Below are 17006 nucleotides of genomic sequence, written 5' to 3' on the forward strand. Positions count from 1 at the left end.
TTTCGGTTGTCTGCAAAATCAGGTTTGATCTATCGCCATGTCAGTTGGGGCATTGTCTGTTCAGCAAACCCGGCAAGCTCTCTTGGCCCCAGACTCTACACTGACCCCATGTCCGACCCCACTTTCCCCCCCACCACGCCGGAGCAGCAGGCCGATGGATTGCCTGTGAATCTGACTAAACTGGGGCGAGAATCCCTGATTCCAGCTTCTGCTCCCGCTCCCGCCCCTACCATCAGCGCCTATCCGTTCAGCTTTACGGGTACGGCAGGCGAGTTTTTTCGGCTCTGGATCGTCAATACGGCGCTCAGCATCATTACGCTGGGGGTGTACACGCCTTGGGCCAGAGTCAGAACCCGGCAGTATTTTTACGGCCATACGTGGGTAGACGGCCACAACTTCGAATACACCGCCAACCCGGTGGCTCTCTTGCGCGGCTACCTGATCGTCGCGGCGTTTTTTGGCCTGTACACGCTGGCCACCAATATTCAATTTCAGGGTTGGGAATGGGTGGCGGGCATCATCGGCGTCAGTTTCGTGGCCCTCTATCCGTGGCTGGTTATGAAATCGCTGCGCTTTTTGGCGGCCAGTACCGCGCACCGGGGGCTGAATTTCCGCTTTCACGGCACGGCGGGCGGGGCGTATTTGGCCTACGGGGTCGCCAATGTCGCGGCGGGCCTCTCTAGCAGCTTGGCCCTGCCTTGGGCGTGGTTTATGCAGCGGCGCTATCAGGTCGAGAACGCCGCTTATGGCCGCGCCCGCGCCACCTTCCGGGGCGATGTCGGCAATTTTTACATCATCGGCCTCACCGCTCTGGGGCTGGTCATCGGGGCCGCCGTGCTACTGGCCGTTCCCGTCATCGCGGGGTTTGCCCTGCTCACCTCCAACGATCCCTTCTCGGGTGGCGGGGACGCTGGCTATTTGGGAGTTTTTGCCGGAATTGCCGTGCTGTATCTGGCTTTTTTGGCGGCCTACTCGCTGGCGTGGCAGTACATCCGGGGAGCCACACTGAAGCTGGTGCTGAACTCTATCGAAGTCGGCGGTGTGGTGAGAACCCACGCTACGTTTAGCCCGTGGATGCTGGCGTGGATCGGCCTCAGCAACGCCGCCGTGCAAGTGGTCACGCTGGGGCTGGCGACGCCTTGGGCCGCTGTGCGCCGCACCCGCTACATGATGGGCGGTCTTCAAGTGTTGGCGATTGCCAGCCTCGACGACTTTGCCGCCGATGTGACGCCGAACGAAACGGCCTTTGGCGAGGCGGCCACCGAACTTCTCGATATCAATTTGGGCTTCTGATGACGGGTAACGATTCTGAGCGCGTACAACTGGAAGGCATCTATTTCGATGGCCGCAGCAGCCGTGACCGTACCGCTCGCCTCACCGTGCAGGGCGATCAAGTAACCTTGCAAGCCGATGCAGACGGTGTTTCCGGCGGCACTGAGGCCCGTTGGCAATTGTCGCAGGTCACGATTGACCCATCACTCCCAGGCATCCGCCGGGTGTTGAAATTCCCAGACCGCACCCGCTTCGAAACGCGGGACGACGCGGCGATTCGGGCCATAGAACAGCGCACGCGCCGCAACCGGGCGCTGGGCGGGGTGCGGAAACTGGAAGGCAGTTGGGGCCTCACGTTCGCGGCTTTGGGTCTGATGGCGGCGTTCGTGTGGGGCTTCATCGCCTTCGGGTTGCCTGCCATCGCACGCGGCGCGGCGGCGGCCACTCCGGGCAGAGTGCTGACCACCTTTGACCGCGAAACTGTAGATCTGCTCGATAAACCGCCGTATTTGGGGCCGTCCAAACTGAGTGCGGCGCGGCAAGCCGAGTTGCAGCGCGAATTTCGGCAAGTGATGGGCTGGGCGGGCGGCGCGTACTCTTACCGCCTGCTGCTGCGCGACGGAGAACCGAAAGACGACGGAAACGACAGCTTCGGCGGCTTTCCGCTGGGGGCCAATGCCTTTGCGCTGCCGGGCGGCACAGTCGTCATGACCGACCAATTGGTGGCGCTGGCCCGCAATGACCGCGAACTCTTGGGCGTGCTGGCGCATGAATCCGGCCACGTCACGCACCGGCATGGGCTGGCTGGCGTCTATCAGGCGCTGGGGCTGACGCTGCTGACCACCGTGGTCACGGGCGATCTGGTCAGCGCCGGAACCTTTGCCGCCGCCGCGCCCGCCGCCCTGCTGCAACGCGGCTACTCGCGGGCCGCCGAGACGCAGGCCGACGAGGTGGCCGGAGCTTTTATGTTGGCAAAATACGGCACCACCAAGCCCCTGCGTGACATCTTGGCCCGCTTAGAAAACAAGGACGCGGGGGCCGACGAGAAGAGTGCTGAGGGCAAGGGTGCGGACGAGAAGGGTGTTCAGAGCAGCAGCCGGGTAGAAGACTTGCTGCAAAGTCACCCCGGCACGGCCAACCGGATTGAGCACCTGCGAGCGTTGGAACAGGCGGCAAAGTAGCGGGAAAGGCTGCCACAGGTCAGTCAAGATTTAGCGTTGACGTCGCGTGTACACCCCCCAGTCTGCTTTGCAGCCAGCCCCCCTTGAGGGGAGCGAAAGTGCTTTAGTCCTCCCCTCTAAGGGGGGCGTTGCACAGCAACGGGGGGGGTTCGCCTTCCAAGTCGGATTTAAGCCGCGTGTAAGCTCCTTCTGAAGAGCAGAATTTTCGCCTCAAGGGGGCATTGCCCAGTTCCTCTCTGTTCCAAAATTGCTGCTCAGCGTCAAAGTTTCAGCGTTTGAAATTCAGGAGGGTGGCGCTTCCTACTTTGCCATTGGTGCCTCGCCCGACCAGCACTTGTGTACCGCCAGCGTTCCAAGTGAGGCCGCCCCCGTACAAACTTAGGGGCACGCTGCGGGCCACTTCTGCGCCGCTGCTGGGGTCAAGCACGGTCACTCCAGAGTACAGGCCGCTGACACTGAGGGCCAACGCCTTGCCATCGGGGCTGAAGGCCAGATCGTCGACCCAACCGGTGAATTGAAGCTGCTTAAAGGGCGTCGTGGCATTCTTTTTGAACAGCCACACTTCCGCCTGATCGTCGCGGCGTACCGAAAGGGCAATCGTGCTGTCTGGGGCGATGTCCAGCAGTCCGGCTTCCGCGCCGTCGGGCAGTTGCGCGGTGGTCATGATTTCATCTGTTTGGCTGTCGATTCGCAGGGCCGTTCCATCGGCGGTCACGAGGGCGATTTCGCTCCCGTCGGCGCTCACTGCAGCCAGATCGAACAGGTCTTCGCCCAAGTCCAGATCGTCGATGTTGCGAGTCGTCGTGGTATTGCGGGCCAGATCGGTCACAGCCAGTGTGTAACCGTCATGTGTCAGTAAGTACTTGCCATTGGCGCTGATCTGAAAGTACTGAAGGTCGTCGTCGAAAGCGGTCAAGGCGGGGCCGGGCACCAGTTTTCCGCCCTGCACCAAGGCCACCTTGAAGCCAGCTTCGGAATCCAGCAGGGCCGCCGTGACACCCGCCGCCGAGGTCAAAACCGGCACTGTGCTTGCGCCGGAATTCAGCGAACGATTGGAGGTGATCGGCGTGCCGCTGCCCAGCATAAACGCCTCATCGAACTGCACCCCAACTGCCTGCATGCCGTCTAGCCCGACGCCCTGCGCTTTGCTGGCGGGGAAGCGCAAAAAGTTGCTCCCGGAAGGTTTGCTGCTCCCAAAAAGACTGGGCGGATAGTCGTCGGACAGCCCGATAGCCACGCCGCTCACCGACACCGCTAGCGTGTCTTCCAGTTGTGGAGATTTCAGGACGCTGCCGACCTTTTGGCCCGTGCCGACTGCCCACTGCTCCAAATTGCCCCCTTCCATCAGCAGCAGCGTGGCGCTGTTGAGGAACGCGAGTCCGGGCACTTTGAGGCTGGTAGACAGCGTGCGGGCAGGCGCAGACGTACTCAGAAGCTGCACTTTGCCGCTGTCGCCCGCAATGCCCCCCACCGCGCCGTCTGGACTCAGGGCCGCGTTGCCGACTTTGTTGTAGGTCGCAGTTGGGCCTTTTTTGGTGAAGGTGGCGGTGTCTATCATGTAGGCATTGCCGTAGTCTATGACCAGCGCGGTTTTGCCGTCTGAGGAAGTAATCAGGTCTTCGGGGCCGTACTCGGCCAGTTGGCTGGTGGCCCCCGTTGCCACATTCAGTGCCAGCAGCGGCGCATCCTGATCGTTTTGCAGTATCAGCAGCGAGTTGTCAGCCCGGAAAGCGCCCCGTACCACTGGGAAAGATTCGGTGTCGTTTACGGGAGGCCAGCGCCGGATGACTGGCCCGCCCGATACGCGCCACACGTATAACACGCCATCCGAGCGCCCAGCCACCAGCGTTCCGTCCGGGCTGACGCTCAGGCGGGTTACGGGTTCGGTGGGGCCGCGCAGGGTGGTCAGTGCTTTGCCAGTGGGGTCGGCAATGACCACTGTATTTTCTACGGCAATAGCAACCCGCTTGCCGTCCCGGAACCACGCCGCGTCTTGGGCAGCGGCGTCGTTGAGGGTATAGGTCTGAGTGGCCGTGAGGCTTCCCGCCAGTGCAGAGGGTGACGCCAGAGCAATCGACAGCGCAATAGACAGTGCCGACAACGAAGAAAAACGCTTCATAGAACCTCCACAGGGTAGGAAGAAACTGAACGGGACGGCTTGCGGCACTTCATCACAGCAGAGACGGGATGTTAGTCAGTTCAGTGAATCACAGGCGCGGGACACGCAGAGAGGGTGATGTGGGTGTACACCCAGTACACGGGGGGGAGAGGAGCGCAGCAGCGCGGGGGCCGCAGAGAGTCAAACCACCTTTGTCCAACCAACATCCCCACGCAATCGGCTGATCCGGTTCCCCATGCTAGGCTGCCTCCCATGACCGCTGCCAACCCACTTCTTTGCCTCGGGGCCACCGCCGGGTAAGGTCTCCCTGCGGATGTTCGCCCCCTCTCCAAAGCTGGAGGGGGATTTTTGTTATTGGCGGCCTCTGTATTGTTACCGACTGCCCTGCTCTTATCCACTTCCCTGCCGTTATCCACTTCCCTTGCCTGACCGGAGCCACCATGACCCACGATTCTCAGCCCGCTGCCGATTCCAACTCTGCCGCCATCAACTCTGCCGACTGGAACGCCGAGCATTACCGCTCTCGCCACGCTTTCGTGTTCCAGTCCAGCGCTGACCTTGCTAGCGCTTGGCTGGAGCCGCAAGCGGGCGAGCGCATCTTGGATGTGGGCTGCGGCACGGGCGAACTGACGCGCCGCATCGCCGAATCGGGCGCAGAGGTAGTGGGTGTGGACGCCAGCCCCGACATGATCGCCGCAGCGCGGGCTGGATCAAGTTTGGCTGGCCTGACCTTTGAAGTGGTGGATGCCCACGCCTTGGCCTACCCAGACGAGTTCGACGCCGTATTCAGCAACGCCGCGCTGCACTGGATGAAGCCGCTGGACACAGTGTTTGCACAGGTGGCCGACGCCCTGAAACCCGGTGGACGGCTGGTACTGGAAATGGGCGGCGCGGGCAACATGCAAACCGTCATTGACGCCGTGAACCACGCCACCGCCACGCTTGGCCTACCCGAATTGCCTCACCCGTGGGTCTTTCCCACAACCGCGCAACTGGCAACCCTGCTGGAATCGGCGGGCCTGCGGGTAGGGCGCACCCACTGGTTTGCCCGCCCTACTCCGCTAAAAGGAGAAGACGGCTTCCGCGCATGGCTGGAGGGCTTTGGCGGCGCGTGGCTGGCTCCCCTGAATGATGCAGACCGGGAAGCGGTACTGGCCGAAGCCGAAGCCTACGCCCGCCCGAAATTGTGGACTGGGACGGAGTGGATGGCGGATTACCGGCGGCTGCGTGCGGTGGCAGTGAAGGGAACGTAGAGGGTGGGACGTGGGAAAAGCGAGGTGGGTGTGTGAATCAGGTTTTTTGGCGGCCTTTTAAGCCTCGTTCGAAGGCTTGGGCTTCAGCATCCCTACAATCTCTGTTTTGTCTACGCCTAAAGCCGGGGCGGAGAGTTTGTTGAAGGGCTGTCCGTACTCCGGTTGGGACACAGGCTGTCGTTCAGGAATTGGGACAAAAATAAACGCCGCCAGAGCCTCTTTGATTGCGGCAAAAAACCCATCCGGCTGAGGCGTGACGCCCTGCGCGATCTCCGATTTGCCTCCGCCTTTGCCTCCCGCTGCCTTAAGAACACGGCTGAGAATAGCTCCGACATCAACTTTAAGGTGATCAACGACATTGAAATGACGATCAAGGTGTTTGCAGGCTATCCCGCAGCGTCCGCCCGGAGCCAACGCCAGCACCACTCCGCCCTCTGACACGGCATTGAGCGTAGGCAAAAGCATGGCTATATCGTCCAGCACGACGCAGCGCACGGGCAGGCCATTCACAGTTTCTATGGGCGCAGTCCTGACCACCGTTGCGGCCAACGCATCCCGCAGGGCGGCGGCTTCGGCTTTCAGCGCGTCGCGTTCGGCAAGGGTTGCGACCACCCGTTCGGGCAGGCGGTCTACGGGCACGCTGAAGCCTTGGGCGCGGGCGCGGGCTTCTCCGTACACGCGGGCCAAATACTCGCCTGCTTCCTCGCCCGCCATGAACACCACCCGTGTCAGGCCCGCCCGGATGCGCTCTGTACGCAGAATCACCACCGGCCCGGCGAGGCTGGCACGCGGCACATGCAGGCCGCCGCACGCGCTCACGTCAAAGGCTTCCTCAGCCGAATCGCGGAAGATGACCAAGCGCACCTGCCCGCTTACTTTGGTTTCCCGGCGCGGGGCGTACAGGTGCAGATCGTCTTCCGGAACGGTAGGCGTGTCCAGCACCAGATCGGTGCGGCCCAACGTTTCGCGCAGCAAGGTCTCGGCGGCCTGCACATGAATTTCTGCCGGGTCACCTTCCAAATCTAGTGTGCATTCGGGGTTCCGCATGCCTACCGCCGCCACGCTGAACGCCGGATTCACGCGCCTGAACGCCTGCGCCAGCAAATGCTCGCCGCTGTGCCGCTGCATCTGTCGCCAGCGCCGCGCCGCGTCCACCTGCCCCACAACGGGCGTGCCAGCGGGCGGCAACGCTCCTGCCAGCTTGTGCCAGATCAGCCCGGTGGCCTTGTCTTTGCGGGTGTCCAGCACGGCTGCCGAGGCAGTGGCCCACGTCAGGCGTCCTGCGTCGCCATTTTGCCCGCCTCCTTCGGGATAAAAGGCGGTGGCGTCCAGCGCGACTTCTGAGCCGTTGACCTCTTGCACCACCGCGTCGAAGGTCAACTGAGTCCCGTTCTCGTAGTACAGGGCGCGGGTCAACGGCTGGCCTCATCGCTAGACACACCCAGTGGCACGGCGTCGCGGGTATGTTCGCCGCCCACGTCGCCGGTATTTAGGGTACTGGCAGGCTCGAACAGCAGCACCCAGCATTCCTCGTGTGCGTCGGGGCAATGGCGCACGCCACGCGGCACGACAAGAAACTCGCCTTCCCGGATGGTGCGCGTGGGGCCGTCTTCAAAGTGCATCAACAGTTCGCCGCGCTGCACCAAAAAAAATTCGTCTTCGTTGGGGTGAGAATGCATCACGAATCGGCCCTGAATCTTAGCGAGTTTGACCATCTGTCCATTCAGTTCGGCGGCCACACGCGGGGCGTAGAACTCATCAAAACTGGCGAAAGCGGCGGCGAGGTTCACGGGTTGGGGAGTCATGCAAACAGTGTAGGTGCGGAAGGCTGGGGCGCGGGTGGCGAGAAGACGCAAACCCATGTCGTATTTCTTCAAGACCTGCGCCGCGCCCACTCATTACTCTGCACCTATGAATCAGATTCCTGACGCTCCGCCGACAGCCGCCCCAAAAGCGCCGCTGCTCTTTATGCTCATCACGGCCTTTTTGTTCGCTATGGGCATCGGCCTCGTTTTTCCGGTGTTGCCGTTTATCGTCGCCAGCTACGTGCCCAACGTGGGGCAGCAAGCCGCCGTCATCGGCCTCTTGGGGGCCGCCTACGCCCTGTGTTCCTTCTTTTCCTCGCCTGTGCTGGGCGCACTCAGCGACGCCTACGGACGGCGGCCCGTGCTGATGCTGAGCCTGCTGGGTTCCGGGATCGGCTACCTCGTGTTCGGTCTGGGGGGCAGTCTGTGGGTGCTGTTTTTGGGCCGAATCATAGACGGGCTGTGTGCAGGCGGCCTGAGCGCCATTTTCGGCTACGTGGCCGACACCACCTCCGAGGAAGACCGGGGCAAAGTATTCGGGCAAATCGGGGCGACGGTGGGCGCGGGTTTTATCATCGGCCCCGCGATTGGCGGCTTGGCCTCGCACATTAGCCTGAACGCCCCAATGTTCTTGGCGGCGGGCGTCTCGATCCTCAATCTTTTGTGGGGCGCGTTCATTTTGCCCGAAAGCCTGCCCCCAGAGCGGCGCAGCAAGCACCTAAACGCCTCTCACCTGAATCCCCTGCGGCAATTGGCGGGTGCGCTGGCTTACCCGGTGGTGCGGCACTTGGTGTATGTCAGCGTGCTGTTTACCCTGCCGTTTTCCATCATGCAAATTGCCTTGTCGCTGCTGGGCCGCGATACGCTCGGTTGGGGGCCAGCCCAGATGAGTACCGTATTTATTGCAGTGGGCTGCTGCGACATCGTGGCGCAGGGTTTCTTGCTGCCGTACCTGCTCAAAGCCCTCAAAGAACGCGGCGTGGCCCAACTCGGCTTGCTGCTGGGTGTGGTGGGCGTGGTCTGCATGGCTTTGCTGCCGCTGCTGCCTTACGCGGGCCTGCTGTATGTCAGCGTGGTTTTCTTCGCAGTGGGCGAAGGGATTTTCAATGCGGCGCAGGGCACTCTGATTTCTTTGGCCGCGCCAGCCGAAGCACAAGGGCAAGTGCAGGGTGGGGCGCAGGCGTTCGGCTCGTTGGCACAGGTTGTCGGCCCACTCAGCGGCGGGGCACTGTATTCGCGCTTTGGCCCCGCCGCCACCTTCGGCGCAGGCGTAGTGTTGGTGCTGGCCGCTTTCAGTCTGCTGACCAGTCAAAAGCCAATTAAAGCGGCAGAGGCGCAGTTGTCGTAAGCGTTATCGATTCTTGTACGAGTGGGTAATATGGATGCTGCCAAATTAACCCCCCAGTCTGCTCTCCTGCGGAGCTGTACCAGTTCGCAGCCAGCCCCCCTCAAGGGGAGCGCAACAGCCTTTAGTCCTCCCCTTTAAGGGGGGGCGTTGCGTCAGCAACGGGGGGGTTAATCTGCTCAAGCTTCAGGCCATCGTCAATCTAGGTAAGAATCAATAGCTGATCTAAGAGTCTCACTGACACGACAAAAGACGCGGATAGCCCCTCGGCCTCCGCGTCTTCTGTTAGTGCTGTTATAGAGCTGGTGCTTAGGCTTGCTGGTACATCACGGCCCGCTTGACTTCCTCGATCAGTTGCGTAATCGGGATGTCGCGGGGGCACGCTTCGGTACAGTTGTAGGCCGTACGGCAGCGCCAGACGCCCGTGTTCTGGTTCATGATGTTCAGGCGTTGCTGGGTGGCTTCATCGCGGCTGTCGAAGATAAACCGGTGCGCCTGCACGATGCTGGCGGGGCCGAGGTAAGACCCGTTGACCCAGAAAATGGGGCAAGAGGTGGTGCAGCAGGCACACAGGATGCAGTTGCTGGAATGCGCCATGCGCTCTGCGAGTTCCGGCGACTGGATGCGCTCGGCGGCGGGTTCCGGCGACTCGTTGATGAAGTAAGGCATGATTGCCTTGTAGGAGTCGAAGAACGGCTCCATGTCCACCAGCAGGTCTTTTTCCACTTTCAGGCCGCGAATGGGTTCCACGGTAATCGTGTCGCCACTCTTTTTCACCACGTCGCGCAGCAAGGTTTTGCAGGCAAGGCGGTTGCGCCCGTTGATGAGCATGGCGTCGCTGCCGCAAATGCCGTGAGCGCAGGAGCGCCGGAAGGTCAGGCTGGGATCCATGTACCATTTGACGTGATTGATCACGTCCAGCACACGGTCTGCGGCACTCGCTTCGACTTCGTAGGTGACCCAGTGGGCCTTCTTGTCTTTTTCGGGGTCAAACCGCAGCACCTTGACCTTGAGGGTCATCATGGCCGCAACGGTGGCGGGGGTACTGGGCGTGATTTGTGCTTGGGTCATGTCAGTCCTTTTGGAACGTGGCTCGTGGAGTGTGGATCGTGGTTGGTGTTATTCCCACGTTCTACGATCCATCTCCCACGTTCCCAATTAGTACACTCGGGGCTTAGGTTCAAAGGCCCGCGTATACCCTTTCAGGCTCACGTCCTTATAACCGATCAGCACGTTGTTGTCATTGTTCAGGTCTTTGTAGGCCATCGTGTGCTTCAGCCAGTTGGCGTCGTCCCGTTCGCCGTAATCTTCGCGGTCATGTGCGCCGCGCGACTCGGTACGGTTCAGGGCACTGGCCGTCATGGCTTCGGCGCAGTCCAGCATAAAGCCGAGTTCCATCGCTTCCATCAGTTCGCTGTTATAACGCTGGCTGGGGTCAGACACCTTGACGTTCTTATAACGGGCCTTCAGTTCATTCACGATTCCGACCTGTTTTTCCATATCGGGGCCGTTTCTGAAAATGCCCACGTTGTTCATCATGGTTTCTTGCAGTTCCTTACGGATCAGGGCGGCGTTGTCGGTGCCACTGGCGTTCTTCATGCGGTTCAGCATGTCGTTGCTTTCGGCTTCGGGGTTTTCGGGCATGGTGCCGTAGTCGACCTGACGGGCGTACTGCGCGGCGTAAATCCCGGCGCGGCGTCCGAACACGATCAGGTCGCCGAGGCTGTTGGTGCCCAATCGGTTCGCGCCGTGCAGAGACACGCAGGCTTGCTCGCCCGCCGCATACAGACCCTCGATGCTGCCGCCGTGTCCGTCGCTGAGGCACAGGCCGTTTACATCGGTAGGAATGCCGCCCATCGCGTAGTGCGCTGTGGGCTGAATCGGCACCAAGTCCTTGATCGGGTCGAGGCCCAAGTAGGTGCGGGCCAAGTCCGTAATTTCGGCCAACTTCTGCTCGATGGTTTCACGCGGCAGGTGCGTCAGGTCAAGGTTGATGGCGTCGCCGTCGCGGCCTACGCCCCGGCCTTCGCGGATTTCGGTGATGATGGAGCGGCTCACGATGTCGCGGGGCGCAAGGTCTTTGATGGTGGGCGCGTAGCGTTCCATAAAGCGTTCGCCGGTGCTGTTGCGCAGAATGCCGCCCTCACCGCGAATGCCTTCCGTGACCAGAATGCCCAACTTGGAGAGGCCGGTGGGGTGGAACTGATAGAACTCCATGTCCTCTAGGGGCAGGCCCTTGCGGTAGTAGATGCTCATCAGGTCGCCCGTTAGGGTCAGCGCGTTAGACGTGATCTTGAAGATACGCCCGTAGCCGCCTGCCGCCAGAATCACGGCTTTGGCGTGGTAGGTATGGATCTCGCCCGTAGACAGGTCGTAGGCTACGACGCCCCGGCAGCGCCCGTCTTCGATAATCAGGTCGGTGACGTGGAACTCGTTGTAAAAGGTAGTTCCGGCTTTTACATTCTGTTGGTACAGAGTTTGCAAAATCATGTGGCCGGTGCGGTCTTTGGCGTAGCAGGAACGCTCCACGGCGGCCTTACCGAACTCGCGGGTATGGCCCCCGAATTTGCGCTGGGCAATCTTGCCTTCCTCGGTGCGCGAGAAGGGCAGGCCCATGTGTTCCAGTTCGTACACGGCTTCGATCACGTCTTTGGAAAAAATCTCGGCGGCGTCCTGATCGGTCAGGTAGTCGCCCCCCTTGATCGTGTCGAACATGTGCCATTCCCAGTGGTCTTCTTGCACATTGCCCAACGCCGCGCCTACTCCGCCCTGCGCCGCGCCCGTATGAGAACGGGTCGGGTACAGCTTGGAGATACAGGCCACGCTGACATTGCCTTTGGCGGCGTACAGGGCGGCCATCAGCCCCGCACCGCCTGCTCCCACCACCAAAACGTCATAACGATGATGCATAGTTGGTTTCCTTTGTTCGGGTTAGAAGATGAACGCCTGAGGCAGTGGCCCGCTTAGATAGCGAACAGGCCAACTGTGCCAAACGCGAACACCAGAGCGATGACTGTGTAGAAGATACCTTTGACCCAAGCCCGGTTGGGGCGTGAGCGCACGTAATCTTCTATCGAGTAGCGTGCGCCGTTGGCTCCGTGCATCAGAGCCAAAGCCAAAATCAGCCAATCATAGAACTTCCATGCCGGATTGCTGAGTTTGCTTACGACTGCGTCGAAAGTGGCGTCGGCTTCGCTGACCTGAATAAACGTCATGTAGATATGGCCGAGAATCAAGAAGACCAAGATCAGTCCGCTGATTCTCATGAAAATCCACCAATTCAGTTCGGCGTTGGAGTGCGACTGTTGCCGCGCATCTATAAAGGTACGTGCCCGAATCATCAGTAACCTCCGATCAAGCGGGGGTAGAGGCGGTAAGCGGCGTACAAGGCGCTCAGAACGCTAAGTGCCATCACGCCGTACCACATCTGACGCTGATAAGCGACGCCCGCGCCCGTAAAGTCCATAACGATGATGCGCAAGCCGTTGAAGGCATGGTAAACCACGCCCGCTGTAATGACGACCAGACCCAGCCGGAAGAACCAGAGGTCATAGGTGTGATGGATGGCCATATAAAAACGCTCGCCGAAAATGAATGATCCGATGCTGAATACGTGCAGCAACAGATAAGCCAGAATCGCCAGCCCGGACAGACGGTGGAGCAGGAACGCCCACTGCCCCTCTCTTCCTCGGTACATTCCTCAGTCCTCCTCAACAGTTCTTCGCGTACCGCACCGCTCAGGCTAAAATTTTGCCCGTGAGTGATGCCTGAGCCGGTGCGTTTTGGTGTGGGTGATGGGTACACGCCACCTTGTCAGACTGCTCCAGAATACCACCCAAGCCTGCATCTACTGTGCGGCTCCGCGCCGCCTCACTGCCCTGTCTGCCTGTCTGTTACCCGGCAGGGGGCAACTCTTGCCCGCCCCATTCTTCTTTTGTCCCGGCTGCTTTTGTACTGGGTCTATGTTGCATTGCGTCTATTGTGTCACTTGTATCCCACAACACCGTGCTTCCTGATGCAAATGCGGCGTTTCCTGAGCCACTTGCGGCGGCGTCCGGGCCATCTGGGGCGCATCAAACTCGGCCACGAATAGAGTCATACGGACTTGCTCTGCTTCCCGAACATCCGTAACAGCATCGATAGGGCCGTCCAGCGCCGCCAGCCTTCGTCGTGAACTGAGGCGGTTGACCACGCCACTCCTCCCGCACTTTTTGCTACTTGCTCTGCTTCGCAGCTGTTCCAGTCCGCTCGAACGATTCTCGCGCAGTCTCGCAAATTGGTATAAGGTAGCGGCCTATGACCCTCGGCGCTTCCCCCCCTCCCAACGACGGCGAGTACGCCCGGAAACTCGCGCTGGCTATCCTCGGCACCTTGCAGTCCAAGGGAATTCTGACGGCTGCCGAAGTGGATTCCATCATGTTGGCCGCCCGCCGCGCCGCGCAGACTGCGGCCACGCAAAACGCCGCCCGCATCGCCCAAACCAGCACCTTGCCTCCCATCAAACTGGCCCCGGCGCGTGCAACACAGGCCGCCGATGCACCGTCTGGCACAGCGGGTTGGGTCAGCGTGGCGGGCGGCGAGTCGGTCACACCCGCGACGCCCATCGTGCAGGCCAAAATCACGGCCCAAGAAAACACCTTCACGCCGATGGTGCGCCCGCCCCAGCCCAAGCCCGAAACGGTCATGGCAGAAGCGGAGGTTGTACAGCCGCAACCGGAAGCCAAGACGGACAAACCGCCTGTTATCGACATGCAACTGGACTGAGTACCGGAGATCAGAAGGGAGCGAAAGCTTTAGGACACTGGGATAGAGTGTCCTGACAAGTGGGACAGCTCAGAGTTCAGGGCGGGGAGACGTGGCAGTTTCCTGCGCCCGCTTCTTTTGTTCCGGCCAGTTGGCAAGCGCCGCACCCAGCAGGATCACGCCTGCGGCCAGCCAGACTGCTGTGGGCAACCGTTCGTGCAGCACGGCGGCGCTGAGCAGCAGGGCAACAGCAGGCGCGAGGGTGTTCCAGACGGCGGTGCGGGCTGCGCCGAGTATGTTGGTCCCATTGGCCCACGCCAGATACGCCAGCACATTAGCCCCCAGCGCACTCACCACAATGCCCAGCACAGTCAGCGGCGCTAGGCGGTTCAGGTCATGCAGGTGCGGCACAGCCCACAGCAGATAGGGGAGGCAGCCCAGCAGCAGGCTGAAGGCCACGAACGGCAGCGCTCCTAACTGCGCCGTCAGTGGGCGGTTGAACAGCGTGTAGCCCGCCCACGCGCCTGCTGCTGCCAGTACCCAACCCAGCCCGCTCAGCGTGACATGTGCGCCCGGTTGCAGCGTCACTGCCAACAGGCCGAGGAGTCCCGCGAAGGCCACTCCCACCCCCGCCGTTTGCCGTCCACTTACCTTTTGCCCCAGCAACAGGCCCAGCGGCAGCACCAGCACCGGCACGATTCCCGTCACTAGGCCGCCTACACCCGCAGGATTGGCCCGAATAGCAGTGAGAAAGAAGGCCTGAAACAGGGTATTGCCGAGGAACCCTACCACCGCCACTGCCAGCCAAGTTGTGGCGTCCCAGCGCGGCCAACCGTGCGCCCGTACACTCAGGGCCACCAGCACACTGCCCGCAATGACAAAGCGCCCGACATTGATGGTTTCGGCGTTGGTGCTGCCCAGCAAGGCCTTCAGCAGCACCACGTTCGCGCCCCACATCGTTACGGTCAGCAGCACGCCCACCAGCGCCCGCCGTTGCAAGGCCACAGTTGGGTCAGTCATAGATGAAGCAGAGGCTCTGATGCAGCCTGAAATTTGGCTCTGAATTGTTGTGGAGTCACAGGCCAGAGCATACGCGGCTTAATTTGAGGCTGTCCCGATTGGCTGTCTGCTAGGGGATTCATGAGCAAAAGCGGACAGCCTTAGCCGCCCGCCTTAGATTGCGATGAGTGCTTACAGATTCACGGTGTCGTTTTTGCCCATGCTCTGCTGTTTGCCCGTAATCGCGCCCTTCGCCATCTGAAGGAAGCTGCGAACCCGGCCGTCGCTCTCCCAGTATTCCGCGCCGTGAGCGTGAATCTTAATCAACTGGATGTTCGGATCTTCCTTACCGCCCTCGAAGTACGTCTTGTAAAAGTCGTTCCAGAGGTCATCCAGCTTGGCGCGGTCTTCCACCAGTTCTGCCGTTCCCGTCAGGCTCACATAGTTGCCTTTTTCGGGGTTAGAGAAGCTCAAGTTCACTTCGGGGCGGTGGCGCATATCGTCGGTGGATTCGGCGTCTTTGTTGCCCAAAAACCAGATGTCGCCGTCAAATTCCTGCTCCTGCGTGGTCATGGGGCGCGAGTGCAGGCGGCCTTCCGAGGTCACGGTGGTCAGCATGGCAAACTTCACGTCTTTAATAATGGCCGCCACAGCTTTGATGCTCTGTTCGGGCGTGGTCTCGGTAGAGTTCTGATCGTTGCTCATACGGTGAGCTTGGCACGCTTCATTGCGAAGACTTTGGCGGCTGAGGCACCGTCTCAACGCCTGCTGAACCTTAGGTCAAGAAAATGGATAGGCCGGGTGAGGGAATGCGGCTTACGCTTTGGCCGTTTTGACATGCGCCGTATCGGGCACATTGCGAACCAGCAGCACGCCCAGCATAAAGAAGGCGGCGGCGATGCCGAAGACCAATGTGTAACCCAAATTGTCGCCCTGACGGTTGCCCCAGTCCAGCAGTGCGCCTTGCGGTGCGCCTACAAACTGCGGCCCCACGAAGGCCACATGCCAAATCCCCATGTCGCGGGCATACGATTTGGCGCTGGGCATGGCGTCGCTCCCCAAGGCCCAGTCCACGCTGGTAAATGCGCCGAAGCCGAGGCCGAACACCACAGCCAACGCCAACGCCGCGCCAAATCCCGGCGCGATGAGGAGCAAAATAGCTGCAATCGCCATAGTCGTGCCCGCCACATAGATCACAGGTTTTCGGCCCACCCGGTCACTGATTCGGCCACCTAAAAAAGCACTCAGGATAGAGGCCACGATGATGCATCCTGCCAAGAGAGAACTGGCCGTCACGCCGTCTTTTTGGTTCAGGACATCCACGCTGTAGTACTGCAAAAACGGCTGCACGCTGTACTGGCCCAGCGCGAACAGCACCCGCGTAATAAAGACCCACAGGAAGGGTTGGTAAGCGAACAGTTGTTTCAGGGACAACGTGGGGCCGGAGACTTCCTGACCCTTGGGAGCAGTGCTTTCGGGCACGCCGCGCATGGTGATCAGGGCGGGAACCAGTAGCACCACCGCAATGACCGCGAACGACACGAATACGGGCAGATTCAGCGTACCAACCGCGAAGGCTACTACCGCGCCCAACAGTTGGCCCACCGCCTGAAGCATGCCCATGACGCCGCTATAGCGTCCACGCAAGGCGGGCGGCACCAGTTGAGGAATGAGGGCGCTATACGGCGCAGTGGCGTAATTGTTGCCGAATTGCACCAACAAAAATCCGAGGACATAGACCACGAATCCGCCCATGCCCGTCATGACCGAGGCGGCGAGGGCCATGACGCCGAGGCCCGCCAAGTTCACTGTTAGACCCAGCCGGATGTAGGGCAGCCGCTTGCCCGTGCGGTCAGAGTGTGCGCCCACCAGCGGCGGCAAAATAAGCGCCATAATTGCGCCTACCGCCGTGAGAATGCCCAAATATGTGCCTTTGCTGGCCTCGCCCACGAAGCCCACCACGTTGGCTGGAATAAGGATAATCAGGAGCAGCAGCCAGTGAAACGCTGTGCCGAACCAAAACGCCGAGAGCGTCCACGGCGACACAGTGGGCGCTGCTGGCGCGGGGAGTGAAGAGAGGGTCATGTGAAGCGAGTATAGGACGGGCTGGGTCTGCTGCCTGTCTTGAGTGCGTGGCCTCGGCTCTCCGTGCGCCACCTAACGCCCGTTTGGTTTCTTGCTCAGATTGGATATGCTGCCAGCCTATGACCTCTCAATTAAATAAGCTCTATCCCAGTGCGGCTGAGGCCTTGCGTGGGATTGTGCAGGATGGACAGACCATTGCGGTGG

15 protein-coding genes are annotated in these 17006 nt (G+C 60.8%); 5 read left to right on the plus strand and 10 right to left on the minus strand.

Annotated elements, in window-relative coordinates:
* Positions 1–108 precede the first annotated feature (108 nt).
* Both E7T06_RS12085 and E7T06_RS12090 read left to right on the plus strand, forming a co-directional pair.
* Positions 109–1293: a YjgN family protein gene (locus tag E7T06_RS12085; RefSeq protein WP_136366033.1), complete on the plus strand. Its 1185-nt coding sequence runs from the start codon at positions 109–111 to the stop codon at positions 1291–1293.
* Positions 1293–2453 carry a M48 family metallopeptidase gene (locus E7T06_RS12090; protein WP_136366034.1) on the plus strand — a complete coding sequence of 387 codons (1161 nt, stop codon included), beginning with the start codon at positions 1293–1295 and terminating at the stop codon, positions 2451–2453. Before E7T06_RS12085 ends, E7T06_RS12090 begins: the two co-directional genes overlap by 1 nt.
* A gap of 268 nt (positions 2454–2721) precedes the next feature.
* Here E7T06_RS12090 and E7T06_RS12095 read toward each other — a convergent pair whose 3' ends face one another.
* Positions 2722–4572 (minus strand): WD40 repeat domain-containing protein, encoded by a 1851-nt coding sequence (locus E7T06_RS12095; RefSeq protein WP_136366035.1) that lies wholly within the window; start codon positions 4570–4572, stop codon positions 2722–2724.
* Between the two features lie 440 nt (positions 4573–5012).
* Between E7T06_RS12095 and E7T06_RS12100 the strand changes: the two genes are divergently transcribed.
* Entirely contained in the window at positions 5013–5825 is an 813-nt protein-coding gene (locus E7T06_RS12100) for a class I SAM-dependent methyltransferase (protein ID WP_136366036.1), read from the plus strand.
* Positions 5826–5882: 57 nt separating this feature from the next.
* Here the strand turns inward: E7T06_RS12100 and E7T06_RS12105 are convergent, their stop codons facing one another.
* Together E7T06_RS12105 and E7T06_RS12110 are read right to left on the minus strand one after the other, a co-directional pair.
* A complete protein-coding gene (locus E7T06_RS12105) occupies positions 5883–7241 on the minus strand; it encodes an alanyl-tRNA editing protein (protein WP_136366037.1) in 1359 nt (452 codons plus the stop codon).
* Positions 7238–7630, minus strand: a complete 393-nt coding sequence (locus E7T06_RS12110; protein WP_136366038.1) for a cupin domain-containing protein — start codon at positions 7628–7630, stop codon at positions 7238–7240. The genes E7T06_RS12105 and E7T06_RS12110 overlap by 4 nt, the downstream gene beginning before the upstream one ends.
* 106 nt (positions 7631–7736) lie before the next feature.
* On the opposite strand from E7T06_RS12110, the gene E7T06_RS12115 reads away from it, so the two are divergent.
* Positions 7737–8978, plus strand: coding sequence for an MFS transporter (locus E7T06_RS12115; protein ID WP_136366039.1), 1242 nt, complete (start codon positions 7737–7739; stop codon positions 8976–8978).
* 306 nt (positions 8979–9284) lie between these two features.
* Here the strand turns inward: E7T06_RS12115 and E7T06_RS12120 are convergent, their stop codons facing one another.
* The 4 genes from E7T06_RS12120 to sdhC form a co-directional block, all read right to left on the minus strand.
* The gene (locus E7T06_RS12120; RefSeq protein ID WP_136366040.1) at positions 9285–10046 is read right to left on the minus strand and encodes a succinate dehydrogenase iron-sulfur subunit; all 762 of its coding nucleotides are present in this window, start codon (positions 10044–10046) and stop codon (positions 9285–9287) included.
* An 87-nt stretch (positions 10047–10133) separates the two neighbouring features.
* A complete protein-coding gene (sdhA, locus tag E7T06_RS12125) occupies positions 10134–11885 on the minus strand; it encodes a succinate dehydrogenase flavoprotein subunit (protein WP_136366041.1) in 1752 nt (583 codons plus the stop codon).
* A 53-nt stretch (positions 11886–11938) separates the two neighbouring features.
* Entirely contained in the window at positions 11939–12316 is a 378-nt protein-coding gene (locus E7T06_RS12130; protein WP_136366042.1) for a succinate dehydrogenase hydrophobic membrane anchor subunit, read from the minus strand.
* Complete coding sequence (sdhC, locus tag E7T06_RS12135) at positions 12316–12672, minus strand: succinate dehydrogenase, cytochrome b556 subunit (RefSeq protein WP_136366043.1); 357 nt, start codon at positions 12670–12672, stop codon at positions 12316–12318. The genes E7T06_RS12130 and sdhC overlap by 1 nt, the downstream gene beginning before the upstream one ends.
* Before the next feature lie 599 nt (positions 12673–13271).
* On the opposite strand from sdhC, the gene E7T06_RS12140 reads away from it, so the two are divergent.
* Complete coding sequence (locus E7T06_RS12140) at positions 13272–13739, plus strand: hypothetical protein (protein ID WP_136366044.1); 468 nt, start codon at positions 13272–13274, stop codon at positions 13737–13739.
* Positions 13740–13808: 69 nt separating this feature from the next.
* Here the strand turns inward: E7T06_RS12140 and E7T06_RS12145 are convergent, their stop codons facing one another.
* From E7T06_RS12145 to E7T06_RS12155, 3 genes are all read right to left on the minus strand, one after another.
* Positions 13809–14738 (minus strand): DMT family transporter, encoded by a 930-nt coding sequence (locus tag E7T06_RS12145; protein ID WP_136366045.1) that lies wholly within the window; start codon positions 14736–14738, stop codon positions 13809–13811.
* Positions 14739–14909: 171 nt separating this feature from the next.
* Positions 14910–15422: a pyridoxamine 5'-phosphate oxidase family protein gene (locus E7T06_RS12150; RefSeq protein ID WP_136366046.1), complete on the minus strand. Its 513-nt coding sequence runs from the start codon at positions 15420–15422 to the stop codon at positions 14910–14912.
* Positions 15423–15533: 111 nt separating this feature from the next.
* The gene (locus tag E7T06_RS12155) at positions 15534–16802 is read right to left on the minus strand and encodes an MFS transporter (protein WP_136366047.1); all 1269 of its coding nucleotides are present in this window, start codon (positions 16800–16802) and stop codon (positions 15534–15536) included.
* Positions 16803–17006: the final 204 nt, after the last annotated feature.

It is taken from the genome of Deinococcus sp. Arct2-2, assembly GCF_004801315.1.
Taxonomy (GTDB): domain Bacteria; phylum Deinococcota; class Deinococci; order Deinococcales; family Deinococcaceae; genus Deinococcus.

Coding starts and splice junctions, on each gene's coding strand:
- E7T06_RS12085 (WP_136366033.1), top strand. CDS start 109: ATGTCCGACCCCACTTTCCCCCCCACCACGCCGGAGCAGCAGGCCGAT.
- E7T06_RS12090 (WP_136366034.1), top strand. CDS start 1,293: ATGACGGGTAACGATTCTGAGCGCGTACAACTGGAAGGCATCTATTTC.
- E7T06_RS12095 (WP_136366035.1), bottom strand. CDS start 4,572: ATGAAGCGTTTTTCTTCGTTGTCGGCACTGTCTATTGCGCTGTCGATT.
- E7T06_RS12100 (WP_136366036.1), top strand. CDS start 5,013: ATGACCCACGATTCTCAGCCCGCTGCCGATTCCAACTCTGCCGCCATC.
- E7T06_RS12110 (WP_136366038.1), bottom strand. CDS start 7,630: ATGACTCCCCAACCCGTGAACCTCGCCGCCGCTTTCGCCAGTTTTGAT.
- E7T06_RS12115 (WP_136366039.1), top strand. CDS start 7,737: ATGAATCAGATTCCTGACGCTCCGCCGACAGCCGCCCCAAAAGCGCCG.
- E7T06_RS12120 (WP_136366040.1), bottom strand. CDS start 10,046: ATGACCCAAGCACAAATCACGCCCAGTACCCCCGCCACCGTTGCGGCC.
- sdhA (WP_136366041.1), bottom strand. CDS start 11,885: ATGCATCATCGTTATGACGTTTTGGTGGTGGGAGCAGGCGGTGCGGGG.
- E7T06_RS12130 (WP_136366042.1), bottom strand. CDS start 12,316: ATGATTCGGGCACGTACCTTTATAGATGCGCGGCAACAGTCGCACTCC.
- sdhC (WP_136366043.1), bottom strand. CDS start 12,672: ATGTACCGAGGAAGAGAGGGGCAGTGGGCGTTCCTGCTCCACCGTCTG.
- E7T06_RS12140 (WP_136366044.1), top strand. CDS start 13,272: ATGACCCTCGGCGCTTCCCCCCCTCCCAACGACGGCGAGTACGCCCGG.
- E7T06_RS12145 (WP_136366045.1), bottom strand. CDS start 14,738: ATGACTGACCCAACTGTGGCCTTGCAACGGCGGGCGCTGGTGGGCGTG.
- E7T06_RS12150 (WP_136366046.1), bottom strand. CDS start 15,422: ATGAGCAACGATCAGAACTCTACCGAGACCACGCCCGAACAGAGCATC.
- E7T06_RS12155 (WP_136366047.1), bottom strand. CDS start 16,802: ATGACCCTCTCTTCACTCCCCGCGCCAGCAGCGCCCACTGTGTCGCCG.